Below are 15,841 nucleotides of genomic sequence, written 5' to 3'. Positions count from 1 at the left end.
TTCTAAGAGGTGGCTATTATGATAACTAAATTTGAAACTAGATATTTTTATATTGTCAGTCCATATGATGAAAAAATTATTAAATGGGATACAGTTGAGGGAGTTCTAAATGAAGATATAATAAATGATTATGAAATAATTTCTGATTTAATGGCTCAAGATGTTCGAGATAAGTTTGGGGAAGAGTATGAAGTGTGGGAAATTACTAAAGACGAATTTGAACAGAAAATAAGACCTAACATGAACTAGATTAATCTTGTTTGACATATCGGATGCTAGAGTTCAATAAGTGCGAGCCATCTTCAGCAGCTACTGATTTTCAACAAACTGGCACTATCCTTGAACAAGGGTAGTGCTATTTTACATATAAAGGTCAGATTGTTGAATAGCACCTATTAGGTGTTTGAATTATGCTATAATTCATATAAATATTTACTGATGATAAAAAACTTGTGATAAATCTACATCCCCCAGATTTGTCCGATATATGATAGGAGTCAAATTTTAATGAATAGTCCAATCTAATATTCCCCTATTTAGCCAAAAATCGAATGAAATATTGGGGGATATATAATGAAATTGAATAGAAATTTTTCTTTATTACTATTGGGTCAGTCACTTGCTAATATAGGCGATGTATTATATATAGTCAGTGTTATAAGTACGATTTTTGTATTAACCGGTTCTGCAATTGCAGCATCGTTTGTGCCATTTACGATTGCTTCTTCTATGTTTATATCCAGTCTGCTGACACCTCTTTTGGTTGAGAAATTAAATCTTAAATGGTTACTTGCTGGGTCACAAATTGGAAAAACGATTTTACTCTTTATTTTAGGGTTTATGTTAATTGGTTTAACAGCAGCTAATTATTATTTAATCTTTTTAATAATAGGATTGATTGCTTTTTTTGACGGTTGTGCAAATCCAATAAGACAGACATTGACTCGATACTATGTTAATCCTGAACATTTAATTCAAGCTAATGGAATTGCAGAAACTATTACGCAGGTCATACAAGCAGGTATGTGGTTCGTAGGAAGTTCATTGCTAATTATTATGAGTTCTCAACAACTTGTTTGGTTAGTTGCGTGTTTATTTGTAATTGCAAGCATATTACTTTGCCTTTTAGAAAGTGTAAATCATGAAACAACCGAGTTAAAAGGGAAACTAGAAAAGATTAAAGAGGGTTGGAAAACTTTATCTAACACTCCAGTATTGAGAATGATTGCTTGGATAGAATTTTTAGAAACAATTGCAGCAACGGTTTGGATAGCTGCTATTTTATATGTGTTTGTCAATGATGCTTTAAACGTTGATGAAAAATGGTGGGGATTTATCAATGGAGCTAACTTTTTAGGTCTGATTTTAGGAAGTGCTTATTGTATTAAATTTTCTTCTTTTGTTGAAAAGAAATTAGGATCCTTTATTTTTGTCGGTTCATTCGCAAGTTTCTTATTCACATTATTATTTAGCCTAAACAGTATTCCAATCATTTCCTTACTTTTATCGCTCTGTGTAGGGCTTTTTGGACAAATTAAAAAAGTTCCTCAACAAACGGTTATACAAACTAGTGTGTCAAAAGAACAGTTGTCAACTGTTTATACCTCATTAGGTGCTATTGGTACTGGGATTTTTGGCGTTGGCTCTCTTGTTATGGGACTATTAGCAGATTTGTTAGGGATTAGAATTGTATTCGTTATTTCGGGGCTATTGCTTGCGATAGTAAGTACGATTGCTCATAAAAATAAGCAATTGTTTGTTAGAAATGTTATGGAACAATAAAATTTAAGGTGAAGGATTTTGTCTTTGTTTTTTTAATGACTGTGTGATAGTTGTGAAGTAGGACCATCATTTTTGATGGTCTTTTTTTATTGAACTTATTGTACTAATGGGGGCTATAGTGAAAGAAGTATTAAGTGATTTTATGATTGAGATCATAGTTTATTTATTCTATTATCGGGCGCGTTTCCAAATAAAAGGATCTGCGCTTATTTTCATTAAAGGCCATTTAACAAAAAAGTATATTTCAAAATATTTAGATATTTGTGTTAATATTTATATGAGGATTGTTGTCAAGTAATCTTAGAAGGAGGGACATCTAAAATGATTAAAAAACTCTACGAAACTCACTTGCAAGTAAAGGATTTAAAAGCTGCTATCAACTTTTATCAAGATAAGTTAGAGCTTGAATTAGGATATGCAACAGAAAAAAACGCCTTTTTTTGGATTGGAGAACCAGGCTACCAAATGCTGGGCTTGTGGCTGGTGCCAGTTTCAAGTGAAATCGAAAAAAGGCACTTTGCATTTGAAGTAGAATTTGAATTCTTGATTCATTCCATTCAATGGTTGCAGGATCAAGGAATTGAGGTTATTGGAAGTCAGGGAAAAGGCAACGAGGAACCGATTGTTCAAGCATGGATGCCAGCTGCCAGTATATATTTTTTAGATCCGGATGGGAATAAATTAGAATTCATTTCCATGCTGAATGATGACCCAAGAGAATTAGATTTTGTCCCTTATTTAAGCGAGTGGAATAAATTGTCCAATTCTTAAACAGGTTATAGTTAGGCACCCGTCTAAGTTAATCTAATTGGATATAAATATTTTCAACTATAGCAGGTGAACAGCTTATTGCTCTTCAACAATCGGGCGCGTTTCCAAAGTACAGGATCTTCGCTACATATAAGGACCATTACATTCATTTGTAAACAGCTAAAGATTTATTAAAAAAGGGGGAGTTATGTGTCTAGCTTTTTCTTAATACTTATGGGCTTCTTTATCGTTGTTGCAAATATTATTGGGTTTATAATCTACATAAAAAAGAGAAATCTATATTTTTCTTCCTTTACAATAATACTGCTAGCAGTATTATTTGGTGCAATCGGTGGTGCATTAGCAATATTTATTATTCGTGATCCTTTTGCAATTTTTTATGGCTTGCAACTGGGATATTATTTAATGATAAATAGTGCGATTGTTTTTATTATTGCGGTTTTGGCAACTGTAGTAAAAAAATATAGCAGCGAAAAAATGTGATTCAGATTTTAATATTGATATCATATTTTAGTTCTACCACAAATGAGCGCTTTCCTGGAAAGAAGGAAAGCGCATTTTGCATTTAAGGGCCATTTAATGGAGGAAGAATCTCAAGAAAAATTGAATACTAATGATAATGATAGATTGATGTTTATGAAAGATTGTACTTAAACTATCGCAGGAGGTTTGTTGAATAAAAGATTTCTAATTTGCAGTAAAAATATCCAAATTAGTATCGGAGGGATTTTATTGAATGATAAAAAAGTTGGAAAAGTGTTTTCCTTTATATTCGGTAGTTTAGCCCTTTTAATTGTATTGTTATTATTGATTTTTTCGTTTTTTGGCGAAGAAATAATAGAATTTCTTAAAGATGGATTTTCTGAAGACTACTAGTCTATATCTTCTTTAATGAATGTCCACCTTGGTTCGGATCTGGGTTAAATCAAAATCTTCAGGACGACCAATTCTGACAAATTCGATATTAAATTGTGCTGAATATAGCAGTTGAGGGATTTAGGTCAGCCCTAACATTGTAAAAGTGTGAAAGTAGTTAAAGAGAAATTAACATTGTAAATGCAATTAAAACGCGAATGTTATCATAAAATTTGACGCAAAACGTTCGTGATTTAATTGACGAAACCATAAATTACTATTATTATTGTAAATGCGAATTAAATTTAGAATAATGTCGTATAGTATTGGGGATATGGCCCAATAGTTTCTACCAAGCTGCCGTAAAGTGCTTGACTACGAGGTAAGTGTTAAATAGAAAAAGGGATCAATTCTTCCTTTTGTATATACACATGCCCTAGTCAATGCTCCGGTAGCTATCGGTGCATTTTTATATTTTAAGATGTCTATAAGCTATCATGAGAGGTGGCACGTCAGGCAAATTTTGGTGGCTTTTAGTGTAAAACAAAGTGCGTCGTTATTCGTGTGTTCCAACAAGAAAATATTTGGGTGAATCCCTAAGCAATTTATAAAAATTCACCATGAAGGGATCGAGAAAATAATGAAAAAGAAAATTTACTTTAATCATGATGGCGGAGTTGATGATCTTGTTTCGCTATTTCTATTACTAAAAATGGACACTGTTGAACTCACAGGTGTTTCAGTCATTCCAGCAGATTGTTATTTAGAACCAGCAATGTTTGCGAGCCGAAAAATTATTGATCGCTTTGGAAACGGCGGCCTTGACGTAGCTGAGTCAAATTCACGCGCAAAAAACCCTTTTCCAAAAGATTGGCGCATGCACGCTTTTTATGTAGAAGCACTACCGATTTTAAATGAATCTGGAAAAGTTGTAACACCAGTGGCGGACAAACCTGCACATCTTCATTTAATAGAAACGATTCGTGCAACTGAAGAAAAAACAACCTTATTATTTACAGGGCCCCTTACCGATCTTGCCCGTGCATTAGATGAAGATCCTGAAATCGAAGAGAAAATTGAACGACTTGTTTGGATGGGTGGTACATTTCGTGAAGCAGGAAATGTGCACGAGCCTGAACATGATGGAACAGCTGAATGGAATGTATTTTGGGACCCTGAAGCAGCCGCTCGTGTATGGGATACCAGCATAGAAATTGATTTAGTGGCGCTTGAAAGTACAAACCAAGTACCGCTAACTTTAGATGTACGTGAGCGTTGGGCTAAAGAACGCAAATACCTGGGTGTTGATTTTCTTGGACAATGTTATGCGATGGTACCACCACTTGTTCACTTTTCAACGAACTCTACATACTATTTGTGGGATGTGTTAACAACCGCATTTGTTGGCAATCGTGATCTTGTGAAAGTACAAACCATTAACAGCATTGTACACACAGACGGTCCAAGCCAAGGTCGTACAGTTGAAACAGCTGATGGACGACCTGTAAATGTCGTTTATGATGTGAATCGCGATGCATTCTTTGATTACATTACTGAAATAGCAAAAAAATAATAGAGGGTACTTCTAAAGGCAGGAGATTCTCCTGTCTTTTTTTTACACAGCGGAAAAATGAAAGTTCTTTAGGATATTCCACAATCAGGCGCGTTTCTTATTTAGGAAAGCGTCTTTCTTTATGAATAGGGCTAGATTATGGAAGATCTTATTGAAGATAAGATAGCTGACAGTTTATTAACTTCAACAAAAAAGCGTTAATCCTTTTTCGATTAACGTCACTGTTTATTTAAGTACATTTTTTTACATTCTGTTTCCCTTTATTTTATATCTTTCATCTTGAAACCTAGCTTTAGTCTAACTCATGAACAATCTAATGGTACTTCTATTTTATCTATCCTGATTTTCATAATATGCTTCATCTGCATATTTCTGGTCTGTTCCTTTAAGATAAGCAAGGATCATTTTCGGACGTTTAAGTAAAATCCAGTCTCCATGTTTATCAAACTTTCTGCATGAAGTTATCATCCCATTTTGAATCGTCCCGTATTTTTTCCTCTTCTTTTTTCCCCACGCTTTTAATCGTTTAGCGAAATCTGCATCTTCTGCCATAAGCATATCTTCATTAAATCCATTAATCGATTTAAAATCCTTTTTGTAGCACCAGAAGATTCCCACAGAAATTGCTCCATATTTAAAGAATAGTGGCCCAATTAATAACAAAGTTGAAACTAAAATTCCTAAAGACATTCTTTCAAATTTTCCTGTAACTCCGCCGCCAATGTACTTTCCGGTGATTAAGTTCTCCTCTGCCTTAGATAACACATGTTCGTTCATCTGTGTATCTGCATCAATTGTAACGATGATTTCCCCTCTAGCTATTTCAACACCTGCGTTTCTAATCTTAGAAAGGTTTTTATCGTTATTCTTTATTATGATACATTTATACGATTTTGCAATTTCTTCCGTTTTGTCTGTACATCGATTTAACACAACAATGATTTCAACTTGATTTTTATATAATTTTGAGGCTTTTGAAATAGATTCTAAGCATTTTTCAATGTACTTTTCTTCATTATGGGCGGGTATTATAATTGAAATTTTTATATCTTCTTTATTTTTATCTTCTGAAGAGTTCTCCTTTTCGTTCATACAATCTCTCCCCCTTTAAATGAAACAATTTTTATTTCTGTAACTGAGACTTTGAAACAAACAAGAGTGAATGATGTGGTAATTAAATCAAAATTGGATCTATAATATTCACTTTTTAAAAATTACCCGATGAAATTAAAGCCTATAACAAACACCACGCTTATTAGGAATATAATCACCTTAATTAATTGTATGAACTATTGAAATTTAATATTATTCTAAAATGTCATTATCTAAAGTTGGGATATGACGGTTAGAAGTCTTTATCGTTACCTAACATTTTGGATTCATAATTGTCGATGTAAAGTAGAAAATTACAAATTTCAAATTTAAAAACGGGCCAGTTTGTGGAATAAGAATTCCAAACAAAGCTGGAAATGAGATTGTCAATAAATAAACTAAAACAAAAGTGCAGACTAGTTCAATAAGGTAATGATTTCTTCAGTGAGAGTAGAGGTTGAACATGAATCAATCATATTGTGAGTCAGGAAAAACTTGTTCTGCCGCTATAACTGTGTCTATGGGGAGGAGTGGTAGTAGCGCTGTCTACACTAGTAAAGCCACTAAACTCATGATAATGACCACCGTTAGGGAGGGGGATAGCTGGTCCAGTAACTCCACGAATCTCATGTCGATGTCGATCATCCACAGATGTAAAAGTAAAGTAGCGATGAGTGTGTGGTACACCACTTGGAGCTGGTTCAGTAGTTCCGGCATATTTGTGATTATGTCCTATTTCAAAAGAAGTAACGCCTCTAAATTCGTGAACATGAGAAGGGACAGGTCTTCCATCCCATTGAGTAATAAAAAGCTGGTGAGAATGCATTGGATCTGAATCATCTGAATGATACATGAATCCAGAAATAGGGATTTCCAAAAGTACAACTCCTTTTTGCCTTTTTAATACTATATGTATAAGAGGTGGGAAATTCTTCTAACCTATGTCGAGAAATTGGGGTTTGGTAGTAAAAATACGCAACACCTCTAGATTTATCACTTGATTAATAATTTGTGAAGTATTGTACTTACTTCACAAAACAAACCAACTTTCTAGGGGATATAGCTCAACGAACGGAGATCATTAGTTATTTCCGATATAGCTATTTTGATACAATAAGTTGGCTTTTTAAGTAATTAGATCGGATTAAGGAAAAAACAGATTAGGTATTTACTGAGTAACAGGAGTGTTATTCTATTATTATCAGCAATTAAAAAAGGATCTTCGTACGAAAGATCCCATCAATTTTATTCCTAACAATCCATGTACCGATTGTTATTAATGATTTTTGTGCGAAGAAGCAATTGCTAAACCACTAGAGAAAATTGGTCCTACAACAGCAGCTTCCGAACCATTAGTGATGTTTTCAACAGATACATGATAAGCAATGAGTACCTTGTCGCACATTTCTATCTATAGCTTGAAATGTTACTATATATTTTACCTTTGATGTAGGGTCTGATTCCACACCTTCTCGGGCCCAGAAGATTTCTTTGCCATCATGGAATATCTTAAACAAAAGTCGAGATGTTCCAGTAACCCTACGCACTTCCATTGTCGCAATTAATTCTACTGATTATTATTTGCATTTATTCCTAGGGATAGTTATACGAATAGCTGCTAAAATACGTTTGTTAGGAGAATGGGAAATTGTAATTGGGCTAATTTGACCAACCTTACTAACCGGTTCTGTTGCTTAATAATCAATAATATGAAACGTTATAGTCACCTTTTTAGTTGTCTGTACTCTATCTTTAGAAAATACGTCGTCTAGAACTTAACAGTAAAATAGCAGCAATTAAAAAGATGGGAATGAATATTCTGTTGAAAGGTGATCTGCGAAGGAAAATTCCTCTTGCTGGATCAATTCCTTCTAAAACTCCTCTATGAATCCTTCCGTGACAATCTCTTACTTCAACAACCAGACCTTGAAATCTAACTAATTGATGCAAAATTCTCACCCCCTTTTTTTAGAATTACCTATTTGTGGAGAGTAAATGCTCAAGAAAAAGACAGATTCACTCAATCTGTCTTTTTCCTCCGATAATACAAAATTAAATGAGCTACGTAGGCTTAGTAGCCTCCACTAATGAATGAAGTTCCTACAATAATGAGCAGGATAAACAGAACAACAATTAATGTGAAAGACATAGACATTCCATCCGACATCGTAATTCCCCCCTCCGTTTATAAAATCAGCGGTTTGACCGTTGATGGAGAGTTGAAAAAATTTTTCGACTCTCCTATTTATTAGTTAATGCACAAATGTAAAAAAAGAGTGGACAGGTATCCCATAGTAATTGTGGATTTTTTAATTATTTATAAATTCTAAGTTAAAACGCTTCAGAATGGTTTTACAGCAACACTTAAATACAAGCCAATTGTAAACAGGAGTTTACTGTGTAATGGGAAGATTAACAAGTAAGAAAATGGACTTAAGAAAAAGCTCCAGTAGGAGGAATGGGAATTTTGAGGAATAACTCAGTTCCATTGACTTAGTTTTGAAATAGGGAGAGAAGCCTTGAAAGCTATCACAATCCATGAAGTTCCCTCCCTTTTTCTAGGTCTATTATAAAATATGGTAAATATATGGTCTTGTTTGGTTGTTTTGCACAGTTTTGAAAGTTTTATTAGCATATACTGATTAATTATTTCAGGGAATATGGTTATATATCACCAAAAGTAATTATGCTATAATAAATTAATTAATAAAAAAGAGGCATTTTATGATGTGCATCGAATTCAATTACCAAATAATTATCGCTTTTTTAGTACCCTCACTTCTTACCAGGAGTGAGGGTATTTTTTTAAAATAGGGAAACTTTTAAGAGGAGGATAACAATTGGTTAATGAGAGAGAAAAAATAAGTAAAAAGGTAGCTTGGATAGCACTTATATCCAATTTGATATTAATGTTAGGTAAAATCTTTTTTGGAGTTATAGGTGAAAGTAAGGCTGTATTGCAGATGGTATTCACTCCGCAGCTGATGTTGTAGCTTCAATTGCTGTTTTAGCAGTGATTTGTATATCAAATAAGCCACCAGATAAAGATGAACAAAAAGATACATATTTTAGGAACAAATTCATTGAAATTGTCCTTTTATGTAGTTAATCCTCTTTTCAATAAGAGAAATACACTAATAAGATGTGATAGATACATAAGGTGCATGAAAGGACATAATTGGGGAATTTTAATAAACGAATATCATTTTACTTCCAAAGGAGAGTATTACATGTACCTACGGAAATATAGAATAATAACTGCTTTTTTTGTTGTAGCTTTAATTTCTAATTTTACATCCATTATTTTAGTTGATGCGAAAAGTTCTTCTTCTCCTAATCACTTGGATTCAACAAATCTTTTACCACAATGGAAAATTGTAGAAGAAGAAATAGGGAAATCAGGTGTAATGAGGCCAGGTGAAGTCTTTTATTTGAGCCTACCACGTAATGATTTGAAAGTAACTGTAAAGGGGACACCAATTCGCACTGGATTAGCTTTAGGGGGCTGGGTGGCTTTTAAACAAATAGACAGTCAAACAATGGTCATGGGTGATTTAGTTCTTACGGAAGAAGAAGTTCAACCGGTTATGAATGAGCTATTTCGTCAAGGAATTCAGGTTTCTGCACTTCATAACCATTTATTAAGTGAAACGCCCCGAATTATGTATTTGCACATTGAAGGGCATGGAAATTCAGTTCAATTAGCGAAAGCAATTAGTTCTGGATTGAAACTAACACAAATACCAAAGAACGGAACATCTGAATCGGTTAACTTTTCCGTTGATTATCAGAAACTTGATCAAATCTTTAGACATAAAGGCACGATTTCGGATGGTGTTTATCATGTAGCCATACCTCGAAAAGAAAAAATTATGATGAATGGAATGGAAATTCCTCCTGCCATGGGAGTTGCAACATCAATAAATTTTCAGCCAACAGGAAATGGGAAAGTCGCAATAACTGGAGATTTTGTACTTACGGCTGAAGAAGTAAATCTTGTTGCACGTACTTTGCGTAAGTATAGTATTGATGTAACTGCCTTGCACAATCACATGTTAACAGAGAATCCACGTTTGTTCTTTTTACATTTTTGGGCAACTGATGAACCTTTCAAATTAGCAAATGCATTGCGTGAAGCCTTAGACCAAACAAATAGTATGTAGTGTTTTAAAAAGACTGAAATGGTTCCTTTGATTAAGTTTTTCAGTTGTGCTTTCTTGTTAAGCTAACGGGTAGCGTTAGTTTAACAAGAATTAAATGATTTTAGGTTGAGAACTATTTATAGTTATTCCATTAAAGGGCGCTATCCTGGAACAAGGAAAAGCGCTCGTTTTTCATTATAAGGCCAAGTTCTGGAATAGTGCATAGGAATAAATAGCTTATAATACATTGATTTTCACAAAATCCCCATCCATTCTTTCATGTTCTCATTAAATTTTTTTAGAAGGAAAAACGTTATATAAAACGAAAGTATTTGTTGTAGGCTATTAATACGAATGGGGGAAGAGTATGAAGGCTCTTATATTGGGAGGTACCCTTTTTTTAGGAAGAGAGTTGGTAGAAGAAGATTGAAAAGAGGACACGAAATTACGTTATTCAATCGCGGGAACAATAAAGAGGTGTTTTCCGAGGTGGAACAGCTAATTGGTGATAGGGATGGTAATTTATCACAGCTCTAAAACAGGAAATGGGATGTCGTAATGGTCACATGTGGATTTTATCATTTAATAACCGAAGGTTGTGACTGTGATTTTTGTGCTAATTATGTTCTAGCATGTGACAAGTTCACACCAGAGATTAAAGCTCTCTTTAATTCACTTAGTATTGATCCACGTAAAGAGGGAGAAATATATGTTTGTTAAAATGAAGTAAACAACAAGGGGGAGTATGATGAGTAACATCATTCTTCGAAATGTGATTGAGGATGACCTTCCAATTTTTTTTAAGCACCAACAGAACCGTGAAGCGAACCACATGGCTGCCTTTACGAGAATAGACCCCAGTGATTGGGATAGCTTCACCACACACTGGAACAAAATTCTTACAGATAAGGATATTATGAAGCAGACAATTATTATCGAAAATAATGTGGTTGGGCATATTCTACGTTTTGAGCAGTTCGGAGAACCAGAGGTTAGCTATTGGATTGGAAAGGAATATTGGGGCAAAGGAATAGCAACCAAAGCTTTAAGGGAATTTCTAAAACACATTACAATTCGTCCTCTTTATGCTCGTGCCGTTAAAGACAATACCGGATCTCTTAAGGTTCTAGAAAAATGTGGATTCGTGATTACTGGTGAGGACAGTGGGTATTCTAATGCACGTGGCAAAGATGTGGAGGAGTTTATTCTCACCCTCAATTAAAGAAATCTAGAAGTTTAATGTTAATTACGTTATAGGGCGCAATTCTACAGCAAGAATTGTGCTCTTTCTTTTATATAGGGACTTTCCAATAGAAAGGATCGGTGCCTATTTTCCATTTAAGGGTCATTTAACGGAATAAAGCAGGAGAAATCAAACGAGAACCGAAATAGAAAAGATATAATTAACAGGGAGTGTGACTAATATGTCCCATGCTAAAGATGTTTTGGCCGATCAGTTTTTAGCAAATGCGAACGACCCTAGCTTTTACGTACCGTTTTCGGAATCAGTAGCAAACTTGTCAGAGGAAGAAGCGTTTTGGAAACCCACCGATGAAAGTAACAGTATCGCTGAAATTGTGCAACATCTACTTTACTGGAATGAGACATGGCAAAAGAGGTACGAAAAATCTCATGTGAATGCTGTTGCACCAATAGGTGATAATAATAATAGCTTTATTGTTCCAGAAAATAAAAAATTTGCTGACTTAAAAGAGTGCCTCATAGAGGTTCTGCTTCAGTGGCAAGATCTACTAACTGAAGAAAAGGTAGAAAGTGAAGTGAATGGTTTCCCAGTGACTGCAAAGTGGTGGGGGTTACTGGGAAACTTGTCTACGCATAACGCTTACCATATTGGACAAATTGTTTACATCCGAAAACAACTACAAAAAGGCTGGAAAACTAATATTAAATGAGAAAGTGAGACAACCTACATTATGATTACCGTACAAATGAAACGCTTTATCAAAACAAGGATAACATCGAGTGTGTTGTATTTGTAAACTGTGTAGTAATAATTAAGTCGTTTAAAATTTTGAAGTGTTAAACATGAGTAAATACCTTCAAAATAAAAAACAAGCAACCAATAAAATTGATCGCTTGTCTTTTGTACAGCAGTTTGTTAAATATAAAACCACAATTGACGGGATATATAACAATACTCATTTATTTAAATGAAATTTTGCGGAATACATTCACGAACACCAGAATTTCTCATTGAGTTAAATAAAGCTGCACTGATTCTTAATAAAACATTGTTATCAGTGCCATTTTCTAAATCGTAGATTACAAAGTATGCATTGTCGACTGTAAAAATACATTTTCGTTCTAATTTAAATCCAGGTGGTACAGTTGGAAGTTTAAAAACTGGTACAATCACAGGTGTATCTCCTTCATCTCTGATAAAATTGAACGTTTGTTGGTCAATCTCATAGATATTAACTGGATCAATCTCTACACCTTCATCTGGAATTGTAATTTCATCTTCAACTAATAGGAAAAAGCGTTCGTTTCGAAAATTGAAAAGACTTCTTGCTCCAATTTCAAATGTTGCCATATTATATTCACCTCCTCTTCAATATAATATTTTATTCATATCGAATACAGTTGTTTGGACAATAAGGAAGGTGGAGTGAAGAATAATTAAAATAACCATTCATAGTAGTTGTTCCAGTATGACTGCTAAAAGGCGGATGGATAAATAGTTGTAGTTACAGCTAAAGTGATACAACCTACATTCTTGTTCCACGATTGAGCGCAATTCTAGATTAGATATTGCGCTCTTTTTTTATGTAAAGGGCCAGATATTGAATAATATGTTAAATCGTTTAGTGAAAATTGCGAAGGAATCCACTTAAACTAACGGTGCAGTTTAGTTGAATAAGAGGTGCAATCCAGGAGGTTTTTAGTAATATTAGAACTAAAATATGATGGGAATAAGATGATTAATAAATGAGGAAAACAATTACTTTTTCAGTAACATAAAAGTACAGAAGAATTTACTTATTCAACTAACCAGCTAATAATTTGTATGACAGATAGTTAAATAATGGAATTTCATTGTGATATACTTTAAATGAGGTATGATAAATAAACTTTAGATTATATTTAGAGGAGACGTTATGGAAAGTAGGTACATGAAACATTATTTCACCGTCATTTATGAGCAACGAGAAGAATTTGCTAATGAGCTAAAAAATTTTAAAAATAAAGAATGGGAACGTCCTCAAGCAGACAAGTGGTCTTTTGGAGAAACATATTATCATTTATACTTAATGGTTAAATTATTTAGACAGTTAAACAAACCGTATTTACCGCTTTCAAAGCCCATTGCTACAATAAGAAGTGGAAAGTCATACAAATTTCATAGTGAAGATATATTCACTGAATATAAAGAAAAACACAACAAACCTATGAAAGCACCTTTTGTTTTAGTGCCACCAAAAGGTATTAAAGAGAAAATTCCATTTGATTGGATAGTTAACGAACTAGATAGCGAAACTAGGCATTTAGAAAAAATACTTTCTAATATTAGCGATAACGTTGCTGGACATTTACGTTACCCCGATCCAATAGCTCATTATCCAAATTTAATACAATGTATTGATATACTAGGTATACATGAAAAACATCATTTTTTATTATGCAAAAAATATTATAACTTACATTGATATTGTCCTATAAAACAGATATTTCATTTGAAAATTCCTGAAAATGCGAACGGGGTGTTTTAGTTAAAAAAGACCCTCATTTCGATGGTCTATTTTTTTATCCGAAACATCAAGAAGATCTTAGAATCCATTGTGAAATGTTATACTTAAACTAATTCAGCAGAATAGTAAAATAAGATACCTTCCATTTGTTTAATTGTGTGCCAGCACATGCTATAATGAGGAGCTTATGATAATTAAGACTTTTAATTATAATTGAACGGATGCCAAGAAAAGCCTCCGACTAGCTATAAAATATGGAGGTGTAAGAGAATGAATAAACGATGGACGATTGGTAAAATTAAAGAATTTGTTGAGAACAATTCGGAAAGTAAGTTGTTATCGACGGAATATCACGGTTTTTCTCAAAAGTTACTATTTAAATGTGCATGTGGTAGTAACTTTGAAAAAACATTTACGAAATTTAAAAATAATAACCAACGTAAATGTGACGTGTGCCAACCCCCAAAAGCTTCACGCTAAACGTATAACGAATAAACGGAGTGCCGATTTCTATTCAAGAGAAGTCGGCGCTATTTTTTTATGTAAAATAAAGCATATTCTGTCCAAACAGAAAAGGGAGTTTTATTTAGGTAATAAGATTGTTTCTGTATGTAGGCTAAAGAGAAAAATAGTTAGATTTTATATTATATTTAAAATTATTTAATTTAACTACTTTTGTAGGATAAACTTTTGAATTTTCAATTAGATTTAGAAAATGAATGTAAAGCGGAAGTAATAAATTCTGAAACTATGAAATTAACACGAAAAACAGATGAAAGTAATCTTGTTTAAGGAAAAAAATGGATAATATGTTGTTCTTCAAAAAAGAAAAATCAATGAATTTAGTAAAAATGGATTAGGTCAATTAGAACTGTTGGATAAAAACATGATTTTTCCATAAATAAATTCTTTACCCAAATTTACAAGCGTTTTGAAAGAGGTTAACATTCTCCTGTTATTGTTGAATAGAAGTCTATTAGAATAGATAGGAGATGTTGGAATTGAAAAGAAAATGGTTATCTGCTCTTGGTGCTCTTGTAATAGTGGGGGGGATTGCGACAACAACTGATGGAAGAACAGCTTTGGCTAAGGAAAAATATAAGAATATCGAAAATGTCTCACATCGTGGTGCTTCTGGTTATGCTCCTGAACATACAATTACTTCCTATCAAATGGGAGAAAAAATGCATGGTGACTATATTGAAATCGATTTACAGATGACAAAGGATGGTCAATTAATTGCTATGCACGATGAAAAGTTGGATCGCACAACTGATGGGACAGGCCTAGTGAAAGACTTTACACTAGATGAAATCAAACATCTAGATGCTGGAAGCTGGTTTAATGAAGCATACCCACAATATGCTAAGTCAGAGTATGTTGGTTTACAAGTACCAACTCTTGAAGAGATTTTTCGAAAGTTCGGAAAGAATGCTAGCTATTATATAGAAACGAAATCACCTGACATTTACCCTGGAATGGAAAAAGAACTTTTACGTCTTATAGATAAGTATGACATCAATAAACAGAAATTACTTCTTCAATCATTTAGTGCTGATAGTCTTAAAATCATGAATGAAATGGATCCATCACTAAATCTAATTCAATTGTTATCTTATAAAAAGAATGCAGTGATAACAGATGAAGAAATCGCAAAAATTAAAGAATATGCAATTGGAGTGGGACCAAATCATACGTATTTAAATCAAGAATATATACAAAAGGTAGTCAACAGTGGTCTTGAAATTCACCCATATACAGTAAATGACAAAGAAAGAATGCAGCAGCTAATTGACTGGGGTGTAACAGGAATGTTTACAAACTTCCCAGACTTACTGAATGAGGTAAAGAAAGGAAAGTAAATTTCAACGGCTTGATTAATTTAAAAAATAAAAGCTCATAAACCTTGATATAAA

At 33.5% G+C, this 15,841-nt stretch carries 17 protein-coding genes, 3 pseudogenes and 1 riboswitch; of the genes and pseudogenes, 14 read left to right on the top strand and 6 right to left on the bottom strand.

The annotated features are described in order from the left end of the window. Positions 1–18: 18 nt before the first annotated feature. The 6 genes from ABE048_RS02070 to ABE048_RS02045 all read left to right on the top strand — a co-directional run bounded on the left by ABE048_RS02070 (position 19) and on the right by ABE048_RS02045 (position 4,981). The gene (locus ABE048_RS02070; protein ID WP_430308824.1) at positions 19–249 is read left to right on the top strand and encodes a hypothetical protein; all 231 of its coding nucleotides are present in this window, start codon (positions 19–21) and stop codon (positions 247–249) included. Between the two features lie 324 nt (positions 250–573). Then, complete coding sequence (locus ABE048_RS02065) at positions 574–1,782, top strand: MFS transporter (RefSeq protein WP_430308823.1); 1,209 nt, start codon at positions 574–576, stop codon at positions 1,780–1,782. 321 nt (positions 1,783–2,103) lie between these two features. After that, positions 2,104–2,553, top strand: a complete 450-nt coding sequence (locus ABE048_RS02060) for a VOC family protein (RefSeq protein WP_430308822.1) — start codon at positions 2,104–2,106, stop codon at positions 2,551–2,553. A gap of 189 nt (positions 2,554–2,742) precedes the next feature. Beyond that, positions 2,743–3,036: a 3-isopropylmalate dehydrogenase gene (locus ABE048_RS02055; protein ID WP_430308821.1), complete on the top strand. Its 294-nt coding sequence runs from the start codon at positions 2,743–2,745 to the stop codon at positions 3,034–3,036. Positions 3,037–3,285: 249 nt separating this feature from the next. After that, entirely contained in the window at positions 3,286–3,429 is a 144-nt protein-coding gene (locus ABE048_RS02050) for a hypothetical protein (RefSeq protein ID WP_430308820.1), read from the top strand. 275 nt (positions 3,430–3,704) lie between these two features. Beyond that, positions 3,705–3,806: riboswitch (purine riboswitch) on the top strand. Between the two features lie 242 nt (positions 3,807–4,048). Continuing rightward, positions 4,049–4,981 carry a nucleoside hydrolase gene (locus tag ABE048_RS02045; protein WP_430308819.1) on the top strand — a complete coding sequence of 311 codons (933 nt, stop codon included), beginning with the start codon at positions 4,049–4,051 and terminating at the stop codon, positions 4,979–4,981. Positions 4,982–5,311: 330 nt separating this feature from the next. Here the strand turns inward: ABE048_RS02045 and ABE048_RS02040 are convergent, their stop codons facing one another. The 5 genes and pseudogenes from ABE048_RS02040 to ABE048_RS02020 all read right to left on the bottom strand — a co-directional run bounded on the left by ABE048_RS02040 (position 5,312) and on the right by ABE048_RS02020 (position 8,222). Further along, a complete protein-coding gene (locus tag ABE048_RS02040; protein WP_430308818.1) occupies positions 5,312–6,073 on the bottom strand; it encodes a glycosyltransferase in 762 nt (253 codons plus the stop codon). A 484-nt stretch (positions 6,074–6,557) separates the two neighbouring features. Continuing rightward, entirely contained in the window at positions 6,558–6,950 is a 393-nt protein-coding gene (locus ABE048_RS02035) for a YmaF family protein (RefSeq protein WP_430308817.1), read from the bottom strand. A gap of 399 nt (positions 6,951–7,349) precedes the next feature. Next, positions 7,350–7,737 (bottom strand): annotated as a pseudogene (locus ABE048_RS02030) (exosporium protein C). An 88-nt stretch (positions 7,738–7,825) separates the two neighbouring features. After that, positions 7,826–8,032: a hypothetical protein gene (locus tag ABE048_RS02025; protein ID WP_430308816.1), complete on the bottom strand. Its 207-nt coding sequence runs from the start codon at positions 8,030–8,032 to the stop codon at positions 7,826–7,828. Positions 8,033–8,144: 112 nt separating this feature from the next. Next, positions 8,145–8,222, bottom strand: a complete 78-nt coding sequence (locus ABE048_RS02020) for a YjcZ family sporulation protein (protein WP_430308986.1) — start codon at positions 8,220–8,222, stop codon at positions 8,145–8,147. A gap of 691 nt (positions 8,223–8,913) precedes the next feature. Here ABE048_RS02020 and ABE048_RS02015 point away from each other — a divergent pair. The 5 genes and pseudogenes from ABE048_RS02015 to ABE048_RS01995 all read left to right on the top strand — a co-directional run. Further along, positions 8,914–9,122: pseudogene (locus ABE048_RS02015) on the top strand (cation transporter); the annotation flags it as partial. Positions 9,123–9,303: 181 nt separating this feature from the next. Then, positions 9,304–10,236, top strand: a complete 933-nt coding sequence (locus tag ABE048_RS02010; RefSeq protein ID WP_430308815.1) for a DUF1259 domain-containing protein — start codon at positions 9,304–9,306, stop codon at positions 10,234–10,236. A 346-nt stretch (positions 10,237–10,582) separates the two neighbouring features. Next, positions 10,583–10,749: pseudogene (locus ABE048_RS02005) on the top strand (NAD-dependent epimerase/dehydratase family protein); the annotation flags it as partial. Between the two features lie 214 nt (positions 10,750–10,963). After that, complete coding sequence (locus ABE048_RS02000) at positions 10,964–11,437, top strand: GNAT family N-acetyltransferase (RefSeq protein WP_430308814.1); 474 nt, start codon at positions 10,964–10,966, stop codon at positions 11,435–11,437. 202 nt (positions 11,438–11,639) lie between these two features. Continuing rightward, entirely contained in the window at positions 11,640–12,128 is a 489-nt protein-coding gene (locus tag ABE048_RS01995; RefSeq protein WP_430308813.1) for a DinB family protein, read from the top strand. A 254-nt stretch (positions 12,129–12,382) separates the two neighbouring features. On the opposite strand, the gene ABE048_RS01990 is transcribed toward ABE048_RS01995, so the two are convergent. Continuing rightward, on the bottom strand, positions 12,383–12,769 hold the full coding sequence (locus ABE048_RS01990) for a spore coat protein (protein ID WP_430308812.1): 387 nt from the start codon (positions 12,767–12,769) through the stop codon (positions 12,383–12,385). 565 nt (positions 12,770–13,334) lie between these two features. Between ABE048_RS01990 and ABE048_RS01985 the strand changes: the two genes are divergently transcribed. From ABE048_RS01985 to ABE048_RS01975, 3 genes are all read left to right on the top strand, one after another. Beyond that, a complete protein-coding gene (locus ABE048_RS01985; protein ID WP_430308811.1) occupies positions 13,335–13,883 on the top strand; it encodes a DinB family protein in 549 nt (182 codons plus the stop codon). Between the two features lie 312 nt (positions 13,884–14,195). Beyond that, on the top strand, positions 14,196–14,405 hold the full coding sequence (locus tag ABE048_RS01980) for a hypothetical protein (RefSeq protein WP_430308810.1): 210 nt from the start codon (positions 14,196–14,198) through the stop codon (positions 14,403–14,405). A 512-nt stretch (positions 14,406–14,917) separates the two neighbouring features. Further along, positions 14,918–15,787, top strand: a complete 870-nt coding sequence (locus ABE048_RS01975) for a glycerophosphodiester phosphodiesterase (RefSeq protein ID WP_430308809.1) — start codon at positions 14,918–14,920, stop codon at positions 15,785–15,787. The last annotated feature ends 54 nt before the right edge of the window (positions 15,788–15,841 follow it).

Source organism: Rummeliibacillus pycnus, from assembly GCF_050459865.1.
In the GTDB taxonomy this organism is placed as follows: Bacteria; Bacillota; Bacilli; order Bacillales_A; family Planococcaceae; genus Rummeliibacillus; species Rummeliibacillus pycnus_B.
Note: the sequence above shows the minus strand (reverse complement) of the source record. Positions and strands in the feature narration are given on the sequence as shown.

Coding starts and splice junctions, on each gene's coding strand:
- ABE048_RS01980 (WP_430308810.1), top strand. CDS start 14,196: ATGAATAAACGATGGACGATTGGTAAAATTAAAGAATTTGTTGAGAAC.
- ABE048_RS01990 (WP_430308812.1), bottom strand. CDS start 12,769: ATGGCAACATTTGAAATTGGAGCAAGAAGTCTTTTCAATTTTCGAAAC.
- ABE048_RS02020 (WP_430308986.1), bottom strand. CDS start 8,222: ATGTCTTTCACATTAATTGTTGTTCTGTTTATCCTGCTCATTATTGTA.
- ABE048_RS02070 (WP_430308824.1), top strand. CDS start 19: ATGATAACTAAATTTGAAACTAGATATTTTTATATTGTCAGTCCATAT.
- ABE048_RS02010 (WP_430308815.1), top strand. CDS start 9,304: ATGTACCTACGGAAATATAGAATAATAACTGCTTTTTTTGTTGTAGCT.
- ABE048_RS01975 (WP_430308809.1), top strand. CDS start 14,918: ATGTTGGAATTGAAAAGAAAATGGTTATCTGCTCTTGGTGCTCTTGTA.
- ABE048_RS01985 (WP_430308811.1), top strand. CDS start 13,335: ATGGAAAGTAGGTACATGAAACATTATTTCACCGTCATTTATGAGCAA.
- ABE048_RS02060 (WP_430308822.1), top strand. CDS start 2,104: ATGATTAAAAAACTCTACGAAACTCACTTGCAAGTAAAGGATTTAAAA.
- ABE048_RS02065 (WP_430308823.1), top strand. CDS start 574: ATGAAATTGAATAGAAATTTTTCTTTATTACTATTGGGTCAGTCACTT.
- ABE048_RS01995 (WP_430308813.1), top strand. CDS start 11,640: ATGTCCCATGCTAAAGATGTTTTGGCCGATCAGTTTTTAGCAAATGCG.
- ABE048_RS02000 (WP_430308814.1), top strand. CDS start 10,964: ATGAGTAACATCATTCTTCGAAATGTGATTGAGGATGACCTTCCAATT.
- ABE048_RS02045 (WP_430308819.1), top strand. CDS start 4,049: ATGAAAAAGAAAATTTACTTTAATCATGATGGCGGAGTTGATGATCTT.
- ABE048_RS02040 (WP_430308818.1), bottom strand. CDS start 6,073: ATGAACGAAAAGGAGAACTCTTCAGAAGATAAAAATAAAGAAGATATA.